Annotated in this window: 14 protein-coding genes; 8 read left to right on the forward strand and 6 right to left on the reverse strand. The window is 61.7% G+C overall.

Annotated elements, in window-relative coordinates:
• Together A5699_RS15510 and A5699_RS15515 are read right to left on the reverse strand one after the other, a co-directional pair.
• Positions 1-2839, reverse strand: a 2839-nt coding sequence (locus A5699_RS15510) for an amino acid adenylation domain-containing protein (protein ID WP_157561283.1), incomplete at its 3' end; no start/stop codon positions are given.
• A 17-nt stretch (positions 2840-2856) separates the two neighbouring features.
• The gene (locus A5699_RS15515) at positions 2857-3087 is read right to left on the reverse strand and encodes an MbtH family protein (protein WP_067770753.1); all 231 of its coding nucleotides are present in this window, start codon (positions 3085-3087) and stop codon (positions 2857-2859) included.
• 674 nt (positions 3088-3761) lie between these two features.
• Between A5699_RS15515 and A5699_RS15520 the strand changes: the two genes are divergently transcribed.
• Positions 3762-5165 (forward strand): cytochrome P450, encoded by a 1404-nt coding sequence (locus tag A5699_RS15520; protein ID WP_067770755.1) that lies wholly within the window; start codon positions 3762-3764, stop codon positions 5163-5165.
• Here A5699_RS15520 and A5699_RS15525 read toward each other — a convergent pair.
• Positions 5138-6424, reverse strand: coding sequence for a glycosyltransferase (locus tag A5699_RS15525; RefSeq protein WP_067770760.1), 1287 nt, complete (start codon positions 6422-6424; stop codon positions 5138-5140). The two genes, A5699_RS15520 and A5699_RS15525, sit on opposite strands and share 28 nt — an antisense overlap.
• A gap of 40 nt (positions 6425-6464) precedes the next feature.
• On the reverse strand, positions 6465-7745 hold the full coding sequence (locus A5699_RS15530; RefSeq protein WP_067770762.1) for a glycosyltransferase: 1281 nt from the start codon (positions 7743-7745) through the stop codon (positions 6465-6467).
• Positions 7746-8245: 500 nt separating this feature from the next.
• Here A5699_RS15530 and A5699_RS15535 point away from each other — a divergent pair, with 500 nt between their 5' ends.
• From A5699_RS15535 to A5699_RS15555, 5 genes are all read left to right on the forward strand, one after another.
• A complete protein-coding gene (locus A5699_RS15535) occupies positions 8246-8965 on the forward strand; it encodes a hypothetical protein (RefSeq protein WP_067770764.1) in 720 nt (239 codons plus the stop codon).
• Between the two features lie 191 nt (positions 8966-9156).
• The gene (locus tag A5699_RS15540; protein ID WP_157561284.1) at positions 9157-9846 is read left to right on the forward strand and encodes a hypothetical protein; all 690 of its coding nucleotides are present in this window, start codon (positions 9157-9159) and stop codon (positions 9844-9846) included.
• The gene (gene rfbF, locus A5699_RS15545) at positions 9843-10616 is read left to right on the forward strand and encodes a glucose-1-phosphate cytidylyltransferase (protein ID WP_067770768.1); all 774 of its coding nucleotides are present in this window, start codon (positions 9843-9845) and stop codon (positions 10614-10616) included. Before A5699_RS15540 ends, rfbF begins: the two co-directional genes overlap by 4 nt.
• On the forward strand, positions 10598-11692 hold the full coding sequence (gene rfbG, locus A5699_RS15550; RefSeq protein ID WP_067770771.1) for a CDP-glucose 4,6-dehydratase: 1095 nt from the start codon (positions 10598-10600) through the stop codon (positions 11690-11692). The genes rfbF and rfbG overlap by 19 nt, the downstream gene beginning before the upstream one ends.
• Positions 11689-12240 carry a dTDP-4-dehydrorhamnose 3,5-epimerase family protein gene (locus A5699_RS15555; protein ID WP_067770773.1) on the forward strand — a complete coding sequence of 184 codons (552 nt, stop codon included), beginning with the start codon at positions 11689-11691 and terminating at the stop codon, positions 12238-12240. The genes rfbG and A5699_RS15555 overlap by 4 nt, the downstream gene beginning before the upstream one ends.
• Before the next feature lie 44 nt (positions 12241-12284).
• On the opposite strand, the gene A5699_RS15560 is transcribed toward A5699_RS15555, so the two are convergent.
• Both A5699_RS15560 and A5699_RS15565 read right to left on the reverse strand, forming a co-directional pair.
• Positions 12285-13055, reverse strand: coding sequence for a cephalosporin hydroxylase family protein (locus A5699_RS15560; RefSeq protein WP_067770774.1), 771 nt, complete (start codon positions 13053-13055; stop codon positions 12285-12287).
• The gene (locus A5699_RS15565) at positions 13048-14103 is read right to left on the reverse strand and encodes a class I SAM-dependent methyltransferase (protein WP_067770776.1); all 1056 of its coding nucleotides are present in this window, start codon (positions 14101-14103) and stop codon (positions 13048-13050) included. Before A5699_RS15565 ends, A5699_RS15560 begins: the two co-directional genes overlap by 8 nt.
• A 229-nt stretch (positions 14104-14332) precedes the next feature.
• Between A5699_RS15565 and A5699_RS15570 the strand changes: the two genes are divergently transcribed.
• Together A5699_RS15570 and A5699_RS15575 are read left to right on the forward strand one after the other, a co-directional pair.
• Positions 14333-16384 carry an ATP-binding cassette domain-containing protein gene (locus A5699_RS15570; protein ID WP_082957729.1) on the forward strand — a complete coding sequence of 684 codons (2052 nt, stop codon included), beginning with the start codon at positions 14333-14335 and terminating at the stop codon, positions 16382-16384.
• A complete protein-coding gene (locus tag A5699_RS15575) occupies positions 16381-17226 on the forward strand; it encodes a CbiQ family ECF transporter T component (protein ID WP_067770779.1) in 846 nt (281 codons plus the stop codon). The genes A5699_RS15570 and A5699_RS15575 overlap by 4 nt, the downstream gene beginning before the upstream one ends.
• The last annotated feature ends 7 nt before the right edge of the window (positions 17227-17233 follow it).

The following is a 17233-nucleotide window of genomic DNA, read 5'->3' on the forward strand; positions in this document are numbered from 1 at the left end:
TGTCGAGTTTGCCGTTGATGGTCAGTGGCAGGGTGTCGATGGTGACGATGGCGGCCGGGACCATGTAGGTGGGCAGCGTGTCAGCCAGCGCGGCGCGCACGGCAGCGGGTTGAGCGCTGCCGGTGATGTAGCCGACCAGACGCTTGTCACCGGGACGATCCTCGCGGGCGATGACCACCGCCTGCGCCACCCCCGGCAGTGCGGCCAGTGCGGCTTGGACCTCGCCGAGTTCGATGCGGTAGCCGCGGATCTTGACCTGCTCATCGGCACGACCCAGATACGCCAACTCACCGGCAGCGCTCCAAGACACCAGATCTCCGGTGCGATACATCCGCACCCCCGCACCGCCGAACGGACACGCCACAAACCGGGTCGCACTCAACCCCGCCCGACCGAGATAGCCGATGCTCAATCCCGCACCGGCCACATACAACTCACCGACCACCCCCGGCGGTACCGGGCGCAACCAGCGATCGAGAACGAAAAACCCCAGATGCGTCAACGGTCGGCCGATCGGACTGAGCGCGTGGCCGACATCGGCAACGCTGATCTCACGAAACGAGGCATGCACCGTGGTCTCGGTGATCCCATACATGTTGATCAACCGCGGCAACACCGGATGATCGGCCATCCACTGCCCCAGCCGGGAAGGATCTAGTGCCTCTCCACCGAACACCACCACATCAAGACCCAGCTGGCGATGCTGCGGTTGGGCGGCATCGACGGTCTGCAGCGCATAGAACGCCGACGGCGTCTGACTCACAACATTGACCTGCTCACCGATCAACAGGGCATGGAACTCCTCTGGGGAACGGACCACCGAATCCGGCACCACCACCAGCCGCCCACCATGCAACAGCGCCCCGAAAACCTCCCAGACCGAGAAATCAAACGCCAACGAATGCGTCTGAGTCCACACCTGCCCCGCAGACAACTCCAACTCACCATCGAGCGCCTCAAGCAGACAAGTCACACTCTGATGCGCCACCGCAACACCTTTGGGCACACCCGTGGTACCCGAGGTATAGATCAAATACGCAACATCCCCCGGCCCCGGCCCCACCGACAACGCCGCAGCGGGCTGGGCATACACCGCCCGCTCGGCGACATCGATCACGGTCAGGCCGCGCCCCTGCAACCGGGACGACAGATCTGCGGTGGTCACCGCAACGATCGGGCAGGAATCCTCAAGCACGAAGTCCAACCGGGCTTCGGGCACCGACGGATCGATCGGCACATACGCCGCACCGGTCTTGAGTACACCCATGATCGCCACGATCGCCTCGACCGAACGGGAGAACAGCAGTGCCACGCGCTGCCCCGGCCCGGCACCGTGCTCGACAAGCAGATGCGCCAATCGGTTAGATGCCGCGTCCAACCCGCGGTAGTTCATGGCCGTGTCACCGAAGCTGACCGCCACCGCGCCAGGCTCACGACTCACCTGTGTTTCGAACAACTCGGTAATCGTGGCGGACGACGACACACACCGGCTTGACGCCGCACGATTGCCCCAGCCGTCGATCCCTGCGAGCGCCACCTCACCGTGGATTTCGAGCGAGGCAAGCAACCGTCGCGGGTCGGCGGTCATCGCGGTCAGCACGCGCTCGAAACGGTCTGCCAAGTCACGGGCGTCACAACCACTGAACACTTGCCCGACACCTGAAGTGCTGAGAAAGAGGTCCGCATCCTTCTTCAGGAAGACCAGGCCGAATTGATCCGTCAGCCCCGTGTGCGTCACGGTTCCGGTTCCGGGTGCGTCGGCAAAATCCGCCAGGCGAGTCGTCGGGATGAAGTTGATGGCCGCGCGGGTCGATGCCTGTCCGGTTCCCTGGACACGAACGCCCTGCTCTATACCGCGCAGCGGGAAACGCTGATGTTGCACGGCTTCTCGGATCCGCCGGTCGACATACTCACAAAAGTCCGCCACCGTTGCCTCAGGCGATGTGGTGAGAACCAACGGAACGACCCCGGAGACCATGCCGGGCACCATCATCGTCTTCGGATTCACCCGGCGACTGACCGGGAAATCGAGCACGACTTCGGCGCCACCGATCTCGCTGTGCACCAGTAATGCACACGCTGCGGTGATCACTGAAGCTCGGCGCACTCCCAACCGGTGCGACAGCTCGCGGGTCCTGGCGACAACGGCCGGATCCAGCTGCACCGGCGCCGAGGGCTCATACTCGAGTCCTGTTGCGCTGCAGGGCGCCAACCCTCGGTGCGGATCGTTCTCCGGCGGAACATTCCGCGCCCAGTAGTCCCGGTCGACGAGGTAATCCTCGGACGCTTCGTATTCCGATTCGGCTTCGACGAGATCCTTCAACGATCCGAAGATCGGTGCCGCCGGCGGTACACCAGTGGCAAGCGCGGTATATACGGCGGCAATCCGGTGGCACACGGCAGCCATGCCGATGCCGTCTATCGCGATGTGATGGCAGCATACGAACCAATAGAATTCATCTTCACGTGTCTGCATCAACGCAGATTTGAACAACGGACCATTCAGCGGCATTGGCGCGCGTTGGATCGTCGATACGTGGCGGTAGACCTCGGCTACTGAATCATGCTTAGCACCAAGGTCATAATGTGCGAGCTCGATGTACGCATCGTCGATCACCCGTTGGAAAACCTGGCCGTCGACCTCCGTGAAGACAACCCTGAGCGGTTCCGCTTCCTGCACCACCTGCCGGATGGCTTGTTCGAATAAATCGAGTTCTATCCGACCGTCGATCCGCCCGAGCATGCCGTTGTGCCACTTGGCACCACAGCTACCCGTCTCCTCGGACAGCCAGATATCCAACTGCCCTCGTGTGAGCGGGAGCAGCTCATGACTTTCCATCAGTCGTGGCCCGCCGACTACTGATTGCCTGCTCGACCCTGGGCCAACCTCTCACGCAAACTTTTCGGCCGGATATCGGTCCAGTGCTGCTCAACGTATTCCAGGCACGCGGCGCGATCCGCTTCACCGTAGACCACCCGCCAACCGGCTGGAACGTCGGCGAACGCGGGCCACAGACTGTGTTGCTCCTCCTCGTTGACCAGGACGAAAAAGCTGCCGTTGTCGTCGTCGAATGGATTGATGCTCACCAGTTCTCCAGACCGTCTAGGCGAGATAAGTGGAACACGTTCTAAAGCTAGACCAGGAGCGCGCACCGGAAGGCGGTTTTAGGAAAATCGTCAATATTTGCTAACCACGTCGCGGCGTGCGCGTGACGGGCCTCCGCCGGTTGCCGATGCCCTCCGTTTAACGTTGCGAATTAGCCGCTGGTCCAAGTAAAGCCTCTGCTGGTGGCCCCTATGTGCAGCCGACAGTGGGATGACGTACGCCGGGACCACCGCCACTCAACGTTTGCTGGAGGTGGCCCAGTTCGGTAAGGCGACCCTTTTGGGGGCGATGAGGCGGTCTCACCGAGGTCGGCCGGAAAAAAGATTCAAGTGATCGTGGCCAGCTGAGCAGTAGATCAGCACGCGGTCCGGAAGATGGGCGGACGGCGGGTACTTCCAGCCATCTGCCAGGGTTTGCGGGCCAACCGAAGCCGGAACGGCCCGCCGCGTCGGTCCGACGGCCGGGCACTACGCCGAAATCGCCCCGCGTCGAGGCCGAGGCTCGTACCGTTGGGAAATACCGTGGAGTCCAGATCTGTGACCGTGGGCCAAACCTGAGCGATTTTCAGTCCAGAACAGGCGATCTCGCGCCGTTACAGCGCTCCTGGGTGATCGGTGCCAAGCTTCATACCGTCTACTGCTAGGGATCACGAAAAGTGAGCAAGACTGCGCAAACCGAACTGCCCCCCGGACCGCGACTGCCCATGATGGTGCAGTCGGTCCTGATGGCGGGCTTCGGTCTTCGCTTTCTGTCCAGATGTCAGCGGCGCTATGGCGACATGTTCACCCTCCGCGAACCATTGGTCGGAACGACCATCTATCTTGCAAATCCGGCGGATATCAAGACGGTGTTCGCCGGCGATCCACGAGTTTTTCATGCCGGCGAAGCACGGTGGTTCTTCAGCGGGGTACTCGGCGACAAGTCACTGTTCGTGACCGACGAAGACGAACACCGCGACCAGCGCCGTCTGATGATGCCTGCGTTTCATCGTGACGCTGTCGCACAGCAGGCTGACCGCATGGCGGAGATCGCGGCGGCGAACATCGCCGGATGGCCGGTGGACAAAGGCTTTTCGGTCGCGTCGAAGACTACAGAGATCACGCTGGAGGTGATTCTGCGCTCGGTGATCGGTGCAACCGACCCAGCCAGGCTGGCCGCCTTCCGTAAGGTCATACCGCGCCTGCTGTATTTGAAGCCGTGGGAGACGCCGGCGATTGCGAAGCCGAACCTGCGGCGTCATGGCCCGTGGAAAGCACTGGGGAGACGATTCGCCGAAGCCGATGCACTACTCTTCGCGGAGATCGCAGACCGGCGCGCCGACCCGAATCTGCCCCAACGCGCGGATGCGCTGGCCATGATGGTGTGCGCTGCTGATGAGGACGGACGGTCTCTGGCGGACAATGAACTGCGCGACCAGCTCATGACGTTGATCGCAGCAGGCCACGAGACCACCGCAGCATCAATAGCCTGGGCGCTCGAGCGACTGATCCGCCACCCGGCGGTACTGGCAAAGGCGGTGTGGGCGGCTGATGCCAGCGCGGCGGGCGATACGGCCGGTGATGAGTACCTCGACGCCGTGGTGAAAGAGACTCTTCGAGTCCGCCCGGTGATTTTCAGTTCGGGCCGACTGCTGAAGGAACCTGTCGAGATCGGCGGTTACCGGCTTCCCGCCGGAGTCATCGTCAACCCGGGCATCGGGCTGGTGCACCAAAATGCTGAGCTATATCCCGCTCCTGAGCGATTCGACCCGGATCGGATGCTCGGCGCAAACATCAGCCCCACCGCATATCTACCTTTCGGTGGGGGCAACCGTCGGTGCCTCGGCGCCACTTTCGCCAGTGTCGAGATGCGGATCGTGCTACGTGAAATCCTTCGCAGGGTCGAGTTGAGCACCACCACGCATGCCGACGAGAAGCAAAAGTTGAAGCACGTCACCTTCGTACCGCATCGCGGGGGCATGATCCATATTCGGTCGATCAGAGACCCCGGGCCCGCGACGGCATCACCGACGGCACACTGCCCCGCCAGTAGTCACGCGTTGCGCGACTCACCGAAGTAGCGGCCACGGCCGGCGAGCTCCTCGACGAGGTCGGCAGCCGCGGTGACGCTGTCTGCAGGTTTGGTCATCTGCGTGGCGACTTCGCGGGCGGCAGCCGCATAGTCCGGTTCCAGAACGGTCCGCAAGTCGGCCACCAGTGTCTTGCCGGTGGTGGCCGAGAGGCGGCGGGACGAACCGACTTTCAGCGCTTTGACGCGCCTCCCCCACAGCGTCTGATCGAGATCGGTCGACAGGATCAGGGTCGGTACCCCCGCGCGCAATCCGGCGGCTGTGGTGCCGGTGCCGCCATGGTGTACGACGGCCCGACAAGTGGGGAAGATCGCCGAGTAGTTCATCGACTTCACCACCTTGATGTCGTCAGAACCAGGGAGCCCACTGAAATCGGTTCCGCCGGAACATATGAGGGCTCGCTCACCTAGCTGGGCGGACGTGGAGGTGATCATCTGGAGAAGTTCGTCGGCGGAATGGACCGGCAGACTGCCGAAGCCGAAGAAGATCGGTGACGTTCCGGCCGCGATCCACGAGGCGACCTCGTCGTCGGTGTCGGCGGGCAGATCCATTGTCAGTGCGCCGACGAAGGGACGCTGCCCTGACCACCGCGCCCATTCGTCGGCCAGTCCGGCAAAGCACACTCCGTCATAGCCTTGGATCTCGAGGGATCCGCGTCGGGTAAGGCGCCACGGCGAGGGCGCCGTAGCCCTGGGCAGGGCCAGTTCGCCGCGTTGTACGCCCTCGACTCTTTGGGCGAGGCGCCACGCCACCCACTCGGAGGCCTTCATCGCCGAACGGCCCAGCGGCGCAGGGAGAAACGGCACGAACTGCCCGTTGGCCCGCAACGGAAACAGGTGCAGGGTGGCCAAGGGGATGCCGTAGTACTCCGCGACGTTGCCTGCGGCGTCCTCGAAATTCACGCCCGTGAACAGCAGGTCGGCATCCTCGGCGACAGAGGTGAGGGTGGCGACGATGTCCTTCCAGGACTCCAGGAAAGGTTCGACCACTTCGCGGCGCAATTCGATGAGCTCGCGGACCTTCCAGAAATTGCGGAAGAGGTGGGTCCAGAAACTGCGGTGTGCGTCTAGGACATCCTGTAGGTCCGGCCCGTAGGCGACGGCCGTGGGCCCGGCGGCTTCGACGAACGTGATGAGATCGGGCGGTACGGCCATATGCACATCGTGTCCGCGGCGGATCAGCTCACGGCCGACAGCGACGCACGGCTCGATATCACCGCGTGTTCCGTAGCTTGCGAATGCAAATTTCATCGCGGACCCTGTGCTGGTGCTTTCCCTGGCCGCAGCGCCATCAGCTGACCCGTTTGAGTCGTGCGAACCGCTCCAGCAGATCGGCGGTGAGGACCACGCTCTCGGCGGGTTTGGTCATCTGGGTAGCGACCTCACTGGCTCGAACGGCATATCGAGGATCGAGGACCGTGCGCAAATCCGCTTCCAACGTCTTTTCAGTAGTAGCTGAAAAGCGCCTGGCGGTACCTACTTTCAGCCGCTTGATCCGCGAGCCCCATAAGGTCTGGTCGAGATCGGTCGACAGGATCAACGTGGGTACTCCCGCCCGCAAGCTCGCGGCGGTCGTGCCCGCGCCGCCGTGGTGCACGACTGCCCGGCACGTCGGGAACGCGGCGCCGTAGTTCATCGTGTCGACCACTTTGACGTTGTGCAAGCACGGAACGTGGCTGAAGTCGCTCGAACCCGCGCACACCAGCGCCCGCTCCCCCAACTGGTCACAAACCCTGCTGATCATGGTGAGTGTGTCGGAGGCAGAATCGACCGGCATGCTGCCGAAGCCGAAGCAGATCGGCGGCGTTCCGGCGGCGATCCATGAGGCAACTTCATCGTCGGAATCCGTGGGCAAGTCCAATGTCAACGCCCCGACGAACGGCCGCTGCTGTGACCATCGAGCCCACTCATCGGATAGACCCGGCATGCAAATCTCGTCATATGCCTGGATTTCCAAGCTGCCACGATCGGCGATCCGCCATGGCGAAGGGCCAGTGGCCTTAGTGAGGCCCAGTTCACGTCGCTGGCGATCGTCGAACCCCTTCAACATCGGCCAACCGAGCCACTCGGACGCCCGCATCAGGGAACGGCCGAATCGCGCCGGCAGGCCTGGGAAGAGCTGGCCGTTGGCCCGGATCGGAAACACGTGCAGCGTCGCCAACGGCAAGTCGTAGAACTCTGCGACGTTACCGGCCGACTCTTCACCGAGTACGCCGGTGAACAACAGATCGGCATCCTGCGCCAGGACCTTTTGGGTCGAGCCGACGTCTTCCCAACACTCGGTCAGCAACCGCCAATCCTCGCGCAACAACGTCTTCAGCTCGCCGAACTTCCAGAAGTTCTTCCAGAAGTTCCTCAAGAAACGTGACCAGAAGTCGCGGTTGACGTCTTGCCACACACGCACCTCTGGGCCGCAGGGAACCGCCGGAAGCCCTGACGTTTCGGCAAAATCGACAAGATCCGGAGGGACCGCCATGCGGACATCGTGGCCGCGACGCAACAACTCGCGGCCGACTGCGATACCAGGCTCGACGTCACCACGCGTTCCATAAAATGACAGCACGAACTTCATCGCGGATCTCAGCCCTTCACTTCCCTGCGTCGTGCGGAATGAAAGTGGGAGCCGCCACGGCTCAACCGCCCGCAGCCTAACCCTCGACTCGCACTATCGAACGGGAATCCGAAGTTTCGATACACAATCACCGGCTTGACATCGCCACAGCGCATCGGCGCACGAATCCTCGTCGTGCGTCGGCCAATTCACCAACAACCGAAACTCCGCTCGACAGTCGCGGTAGTGTTCCGGGCAATGTGGGGGCCTTCTGGTGGATGTGGCGTGCGGATTCCCGGTCGAACCGCCGCTTCCCGCTGTCATCAGTTCGGGAGTCACCTGTGGCAAGCAGGCGCACAGACCGGACCGATCCCGGCCGGTCCACGTGGGCGTCGGGATGTGCGGACCGGTGGTTCTCCGAGCTTGGCCGATGAATGCATTCAGCTCGGTCGCTACCGGCCGATGTCCGCCATGGTCGCGTATGCCGGCAGCTCGCCATCGCGAACGACGGGGCGCCCACAATGAGAATCGTCCTGAAGTTCTCGCCTCTCGCCAGGCAGGGCCGCGATCGGAAACAACGCAGAATGCAGAAGGCGTTGCGGCGAGACGCCGGGTCGGACATCACGTGGTCGGCGGTGGAGATCGAGCTCTGCGCAGAGAACTCTGATTTGACCAACCGCACGCCGCGAGTCCACAGCTTGCCGCAGTACGTATCGAACTATGACTCGCTCTTCGACCGAACAAGGCCGATCCGGATGCTGGAAATCGGCAGTTACCATGGCGACTCGGTGCAGCAGTGGCAGGAATGCCTTCACCCAGAGTCGCTCATCGTCGGTATCGACCCAGATTCGCGGTTGATCAAGATCGCCGATTCTCGCGGTGTGCATGTCAGCTTCGGTAGCGGGCAACGGACCGCTCTGCTGAGTGAACTGGCGACAGCGTTCGGGCGCTTCGACATCGTGATAGACGTTGCGAGTCAAACGACCACACGCATGAGGGAATCATTCGGATTACTTTTCGACAGTGCTCTGACCGAACACGGCACCTATATTTTAGAGGACACCTATTGTGATATCTGGACCATCTACAACGGCTTTACGCCTTCGGACATCTTCGCGGCATTGATGGATGCCCTCCGCGGACATTATCGAATCGCAACCAGCGTGGCCAAGTTTCGGGCGGGACATCTCGTTGCCGTGCGCCGCACGCCGAGTAGCCCGGCACTCAGCGCCGTGGACTGAGGACTCCGCTGACGCCGATGATTCATAGGTACTGCATCACCCACGCGAAGCCCCAACTGCCGGACAGTTGGTATGACCGCTGTATCGCGCTCGGAGAGTTTCAGCCGGACTCGGACTGTCACGTCAGACAACTCGATCGGTATTGGCACGCGGCGAGACCCATCGCATACGGAGCCGCCGGCTCATACGTATTGCCGATCGCAATCCGCAAGCATTCCCAGCATGCCGATCTCATCGAAATTTGCTCTTTCCGGAAGCGCATCTTGCCCTACCCTGCGGGCGTCGAAGCGCAGATATTTCCCTCGCTGAGGGAATTGAACCTTGACGCAGTGGCGGAGGGCGATGTGGCCCCGCAGCTCGGTTGGGAGCCCGAGACCGGGTTTCTGGTGGCACAGCCGCTGTATTTCAAGCACACGGTGTATCGGCATTACGCGTCGATCTACCGCGGCCAGGATTTTCTCGATTACACCTCGATTGCGGTTGAGCTGAACGTTCTCGATTCCCATTCCGCATCTCAGTTCATGACGGCAAAGCATTTCATACCAGGAGGAGTGGAGCTGGGTGTCTATCCGAAACCATGGCTGGCTGACGTGCTGTCCAAACTGGAAGCGGTCGGTAGAGCGTTCCTGGAACGACACGGCTCCCGGGTGCGCACATACGATAAGTACCAGGTCCGTGCCGTGGGTTTTCTCTCCGAGAGGCTCGGATCGTTTATTTTGATTCGCCATCTGATGGACAAGTATTCCAACAACATACCCGCCGAGACGTTTGGACATATGACCGTCATAGTGAGCGAAAATTCCCGTTACACCGCAGGCCTCGGAGATGTCAAGCCTGATCGACCGGATCGTTTTCGGCTCAGGCTGAGGCAGGCCAGATGAAAGCAGTGTTGTTGGCAGGCGGTATGGGGACACGCCTGCGCGAAGAAACTGTCGTCCGCCCCAAGCCGATGGTCGAAATCGGTGGTCGCCCAATATTGTGGCACATAATGAAGCTCTATTCGCACCACGGTATACACGACTTCATTGTTTGTTGCGGGTACAAGAGCTATGCCATCAAGGAGTATTTCGCAAATTACTTCCTGCACATGTCGGACGTGACGTTCGACATGTCCATCAACAAGATGGAAGTGCATCGGCACCACGCGGAGCCGTGGCGGGTGACTCTTGTTGACACCGGGGACGACACAATGACGGGTGGCCGCCTCAAGCGTGTGTCGTCGTACATTCAGGATGACGAGGCCTTTTGCTTTACCTACGGCGATGGACTCAGCAGTGTGAACATAGCCGCCAGCATCGAATTCCATCGTCGACACGGCCGCCACGCGACCGTCACGGCAGTCCTTCCGCCCGGTCGCTATGGTGCCATCGAATGCTCGAATGACCAGGTCACCAGATTTCTCGAGAAACCTCGTGGCGACGGCGGTCTGATCAACGGCGGATTTTTTGTGTTGTCACCTGCGGTGTTGAATTACATTGACGGCGATGAGACAGCTTGGGAGCGTGAACCTTTGGCACGTCTTGCTGCGGCCGGAGAGATGATGGCGTTCGTGCATTCGGGTTTCTGGCAGCCCATGGACACGCTCCGAGACCGAGATCTTCTCGAAACGCTGTGGAGCAGCGGTGAGGCACCATGGAAATACTGGCGTTGAACGCCTTTGGAGACGTGTATCGCGGGCGGCGCGTGTTGGTCACCGGCCACACAGGCTTCAAAGGCAGTTGGTTGTCGCTGTGGCTGCAAACCCTCGGTGCTCACGTGACCGGACTTGCATTGGAACCGGAGTCCGAGCCTAACCACTGGCGCCTGCTGGATCTGCCGATCCAGGATCGTCGCATCGACGTACGGGATGACGAAGCTGTGCGACGGGTCTTCGACGCGGACGAGCCTGAAATTGTTTTCCATTTGGCTGCCCAACCGCTGGTTCTTCGGTCCTACCGCGAGCCGGTGGCCACATGGGCCACCAATGTCCTGGGCACGGTGCACGTGCTCGAGGCTGCCCGTCACACGCCGGCTGTGCGAGCGGTCGTCGTTGTGACAACGGACAAATGTTATGAGAACGGGGATTCGCCTCGGCCGCACCGCGAAGATGACCGGTTGGGAGGTCACGACCCGTACAGCGCGTCGAAGGCCGGCGCCGAGTTGGTTGCATCGAGCTACCGAACTGCATTGCTGAACGAGATCGGCGCCCCGCTGTTGGCGACCGCGAGAGGAGGCAACGTCATTGGCGGAGGCGACTGGTCCGAAGACCGCCTGATTCCCGATCTGGTGCGTTCGGCGGTCGTAGGTAACCCGCTCACGGTTCGATCACCACACGCCGTCCGGCCTTGGCAGCATGTGTTGGATTGTCTGAGCGGGTATTTGTTGTTGGGTCAGCGACTTCTCCATGGCGACACCACCAGTGCCGGTGCGTGGAACTTCGGGCCCGACACAGAAGGAAATGTCACGGTCGAGCAGGTCCTCGAGCACCTCCTGCGCAGCTGGCCTCAACTCCGTTGGCACGCGGCATCCACGACCCATCCACACGAGGCGATGTTGCTGCAACTCGACATCGCGAAAGCAAAGACGCATCTCGACTGGCGCCCCGTGTGGAACATCGAAGAAACCATTCGCCACACGGCCAGTTGGTATCGGCAATTGATCGAGGACGGCGAGGTGATGAGTGTCCGTCAGTTGGCCGAATATGCCGAGGACGCGGCCGATCGGGGCCTGAGCTGGGCGATGCCATGAATGTTGTCGAAACCCGACTGCCCGGTTTGACGGTTGTGGAGTCCTTGCCCCGCCGCGATTTCCGCGGCACATTCACGCGTCTGTTCTGCGCCCAGGAGCTTCAACCGCTGCTCGGCGGCCGACAGATCGTACAGATCAACCACTCGATGACGAGCAAGGTGGGCACCGTACGCGGCTTGCATTTCCAGCGGCCACCGCATGCGGAAATGAAGATGGTTCGCTGCGTGGGTGGGCGGATCTGGGATGTGGCAGTGGACCTGCGGTCAGGTTCCCCGACATTCTTGGAATGGCACGCGGAAGAACTCAGTCACGACGACGCCCGAATGATGGTCGTGCCAGAGGGTTTTGCCCACGGCTTTCAGGCCTTGGAGCCTGAGAGCGAAGTGCTGTATCTGACTACGGCGGCGTATTGTCCTGGCTCCGAAGGCGGGCTTCGACCCGACGACACACGGCTCGCCATCGCCTGGCCGCTGGCGATTCATGCGGTCTCACCGCGCGATCTGGCCCATCCTCTGATAAGCCAGGAGTTCAGTGGAGTCGCACTGTAGGCGGGTCTGCAGTACGCGTCGTCGCTGTGCAAGCGACCAACGTCTCAGCTGACCCGTTTCAAGTACCCGTCCGGTGCCACCGTGATGAGCAGCTTGTGTTGGATACTTTTGTCGATCTCGAATTCGGGGTGGCTTCTGAGGTATTGCCTTACTGCCGTTCTGGGATTGTTGCCGGGAGACCACGGTCGGTGAGGAAAGGTTTCAGCTGACACATCGTCGATGATGGTGTCGAAAACCACGCAGTAACTGCCTACCGACGTCAGGGGCGCGTAGGCCTCCAACTCGGCGAGCACGTGTGTGTGCGTGTGGTTGCTGTCCAGACACACAAGTACCTGCCGGTAGCCGGCGGCGATTTTCTGTACCTGTGAAATAACCTCGGGCGCAACGCTGGAACCTTGGATCATCTGGATGCGCGACGCCATGGGGTGAGCCGTGATCGCCGCGCGGTTGTGAGCCCGCACATCGATATCAATTCCCAGGACCTTGCGGCGAGGTTTCGTCGGATCGAGCGTGGTACCGGATTCGATAGCGTCGGCCATGTCCAGTAGCGCCAACATCGACGCGCTGAAGATGAGCGACCCCCCGTGGGCGATGCCGGTTTCGATGATGAGATCCGGACGAACCCGCCAGATCACCTCCTGCATGGCGACGATGTCTTGCGGATACTGAATTATCGGCCGGGACATCCAGGCGAAATTGTAGGAATACTGCGACAGCAACGATGTCTGCATGAATTCAGCGGCGTGGTCGTTGAGGACGTCGTCGCGTGACATCGCCTCGATCCGAGCTACCACCTCGTCGTCGAACTCACTCATTGCCCACCTCGACCACATTGAATCGGTCTCCTGTGATCTTGCGAATCTCACCCAGATAGTTGGGATTCATGACGCAGATGTCTGATCCCGGCTCGAGTGCTTCCATTCCGTCTCCGGGAGACATCACTTGCACACCGGTCGCCGGAATGAACCCGCCGCGTTTGGATGGGCTGATGTCTATCAGGACGGACACCGGATCACCGCAGCGCTCCCGCAGCAACGAATAGATCACGCCCTTCGACGATGCGCCCCATACGGCGCGCGGAAACGGCGAAGTGGTTCGCGTGTCGGGTGCGGTTTTCAGAAAGTCATCTGGGAAATCCACACGATCCGCGTGGCTCATCGCCGGCGTCTGCAGTGTGCTCAGGTCGGCGACCACATACACATATTGGCCACCGAACAGATGTCCGCCTTCTATCACTCGGCCGAACATCCGCGAAAAATCGCCCAGGCTGAAATAGTTGACGTGTTCGTAGAAGATGTCGAACCAGGTTCTGTTGCGCATGATCCATTCGAAGCACGGCACTTCGATGTAAATCAGTCCTCCGCGATTGGCCTGACCCAGGCTGTCGAGGAAACCGACCGGATCGTGGACGTGTTCCAGCACATGACGAAGGATGACGCCGCTGGCCGGCGGGACCATGCCGTCGCCGAAGTTACAGCGCTGAACGGCTGGATTCTCACCTTCATATGTGGGGTCGCAACCGGTGATCGAGCAGCCGCGACGCTGGAGGAGTTCAAGGAAATACGCCTTGCCGCAACCGACCTCGACCAGACCGTGGGCACCGAGGGTGCGCTCGACGATGGTGGCAACGTGCTCGAGATGCCTCCTGAACGACGGACTGTGCGCCTGCTCGTTCTGGTACTCCGCGTCATAGTTCATCAAGTCCGGACGGAAGGCCGCGTTGTAGACCAGGCCGGTGATCTCGTCTTGCACCAGGCGGATATCTCCACTGGGACAGGCACGCGCCTCCTTCTCCGAGCCGTACAGCCGGTTCTGGAAGATCGGAAAGTCCGACTGCGCGTAAAGCGTTGTAGGCGTGCTCATTACCCGTGCATCCGAAATGTGTCCGCCCACGGCAGATCGAGACAGGCGCGTGTGCACGGGAAGTATCGGGAACTTGTATCGATTTTCGTTCTCTTTCCGACTGCTCGATCGACCCGCGTGTTAGCCTCCGGCTTGCGGGTGTGGGGCCTACCCACGCATACCTCGTGCGAACGCAGCGCAGGAAGGGTTCCGTGAATACTAGGGCTCTTGGACTGACCGAGTCGTCGAAATGACGGCATTCTGTCTTCCACGCCGTCAGGGCGGACCACTTCGACCGAACGAGTTGGCCCACGCCGCGGTCATCGGCGCGCTCTCGGCGGTGGTCGTGATCATCGCCGTCGTCGTCCCTTTCACACAGTCGTTGGGAATACTGGGCGTCGCGCTTCCCGGGCTCCTGGCTTATCGCTACCGTCTCCGGGCGGTCCTCGCTGCGACGTTTGTCGGTGGGATCATCACCTTCCTGGTCGCCGGGCTCGGAGGTGTGTTTGCGATTTTGAACTGCGCCTCGGTCGGCGGGTTGACCGGATCCGTCAGACGAAGAGGCGGGGGCACACCGACTCTGCTTCTGATGTCGTTGCCGATCGGCATCCTCGTCTCCACCGGCTGGGTTGCGATCTTCGCGGTTTCGGTGGAACTGCGACACTTGATGTTCCGGGTGATCACCGCGACGGTGAATGGCCTGGCTGCAGCCCTCGGCTGGATAGGCCTCGACGGGGTGGGTGCCGCGTTGCAGCACGGTCTGGCCGAGGGACTGCGGTATTGGCCGGTACTGCTCCTCGGCTATCTCGTTCTCGCCTACGTCTTCGCATGTTTCGTCGCCTGGTCGGTGTTGTCCAAGCTCTTGGAGCGCCTGCGCGACATCACGCCGAGCGTGTCGAAGTTGGACATCCTCCAGGATCACCCGATTCGGCCCGAGCAAGGCCTGATCGCTCCGGTACCGGTGCGATTGGACAACGTGCGGTTTCGTTACCCAGATGCTGACGAAGACGCCCTGCGCGAAATCAGCCTGGAGCTTCGGCCCGGAGAACATGTCGCCGTCACAGGTGCCAACGGCTCCGGCAAATCCACGTTGACGCTTATCCTCGCCGGCAGAGAACCGACCTCGGGAACTGTTCACCGCTCCGGTGCGGTGGGCCTGGGTCAACGGGCCGGCACCGCGATTGTGTTACAGCACGCCAAGAGCCAGGTGTTGGGCACCAGGGTTGTCGACGACGTGGTGTGGGGACTGCCACCAGACGCCGATGTCGACGTCAACCGACTGCTGACGGAGGTCGGCCTGGAGAACCACGCCGGCCTCGAGACGGCAAGCCTGTCGGGCGGAGAACTGCAGCGCCTCGCGCTCGCCGCGGCACTGGCTCGGGAACCGGCCCTACTGGTGGCTGACGAGGTAACCGCGATGATCGACCGCGAGGGCCGCGAAGCCATTTTGCGTGTGATGTCCGGTCTGACCGAACGGCACAAGACCACTCTTGTGCACATCACGCACGACGCCGATGCTGCCACATCGGCGGATCGAACGATTGCCCTGGGCGATGTTCTGGAGCTGGCCGATTCGGTCGACATATCGCCAACCACGACTCCGACCGCTGTGGTGCAACCCAACTCGGGAACGCCGGTCGTCGAACTCGTGTGCGTCGGGCACGAGTACGGCATGGGCACGCCTTGGGCGAAAACCGCTTTGCGGGACATCAGCTTTGCGGTGGAACAGGGTGATGGCGTTCTGATCCAAGGCGGCAACGCCTCGGGTAAGTCGACATTGGCGTGGATCATGGCCGGGTTGACGATTCCCACGTCCGGCGTCTGCTTGATCGACGGCGCGCCCAGCCATGAGCATGTCGGGGCGGTGGCGTTGTCGTTCCAGGCGGCTCGTCTGCAAATGATACGCAGCCGCGTTGGACCGGAAGTGGCGTCGTCTGGTGGCTTTTCAGACCAAGACGAAGTCCGTGTGGCTGAAGCACTGGCAGCAGTCGGTCTAGATGCCTCGGTGGCCGAGCGAAGAGCTGACCAACTCAGTGGGGGCCAGCTGCGCCGAGTGGTGCTCGCCGGCCTACTCGCTCGTTCTCCGCGAGCGTTGATTCTCGACGAACCGCTGGCAAGCCTGGACGCCGCCAGTCAACGTGGTCTGCTGCAGCTGCTGGCTCGACTGCGACGTGACCGAGGGCTGACAGTTGTCGTGGTCTCGCATGACTCCGCAGGGTTGGAGGGCGTCTGTCCCAGGACCTTATCTTTGCGCGAAGGCACGGTGGCTGAAGTCTCGACGAGGGCGAGGAGCTCGGGGTGACAACCACTTCGGATTCGACTGCGAACCGGGGACGTGGTTCCCGGCAGGTGCGATTGCTCGTCCCGGTTCCAGGAACATCGGCCATCCACGAGTTGTGGGCCGGCACCAAACTCCTGGTTGTCTTCGGATTCTCGGTGCTGCTGTGGTTCTATCCGGGCTGGCTGACGATCGGTGTCGGCTGGGCGCTGGTGCTCGCAGCGGCCTGGATCGCCCATATACCGCGCGGTGTTTTGCCGCCGCGGCCGGGCCGGGTCTGGATCGTCTTTGCGTTGGCCTTCGTTTTCTCGACGCTGGCTGGAGGTAGTCCGGTTATCTCCCTGGGAGACACCGACATCGGGCTCGGTGGCGCGTTGCATTTCCTGCGGGCCATCAGCGTGGTGTTCTTGCTGTTCGGCTTGGCGGCGATGGTGTCGTGGACCACGAATGTCGCTGAAATCGTTCCCGCGATGACCACTTTGGCCCGTCCATTCGCATGGTTGGGCCTGCCGATCCAGGAGTGGGTGGTCGCATTCGCGTTGGGCTTGCGATCTTTCCCGATGCTGATCGACGAATTCCAGGTTCTCTACGCCGCCTACCGGCTACGGCCGAAGCCGGTGCAGTCGAGTCGAAGGGCTCGCGGTCGGCAGCAGGCCGGGGACGTAATCGATCTGATAGCGGCGGCCATAGCCATGACCATGCGGCGGGCCGACGAGATGGGTGACGCGATCACTGCCCGGGGCGGCACCGGCCAGTTGGCTGCGGCCCCGGCCCGGCCGAAGCCGGCCGACTGGGTGACCCTGGCGATTGTTGCCGCAGCCGGCGGTGCTGCTGTGACTGTCGAGACGATCTTCCACCTTTGGTAACCGGCTC

It is taken from the genome of Mycobacterium sp. E802 (assembly GCF_001666875.1).
Classification (GTDB): Bacteria; Actinomycetota; Actinomycetes; order Mycobacteriales; family Mycobacteriaceae; genus Mycobacterium.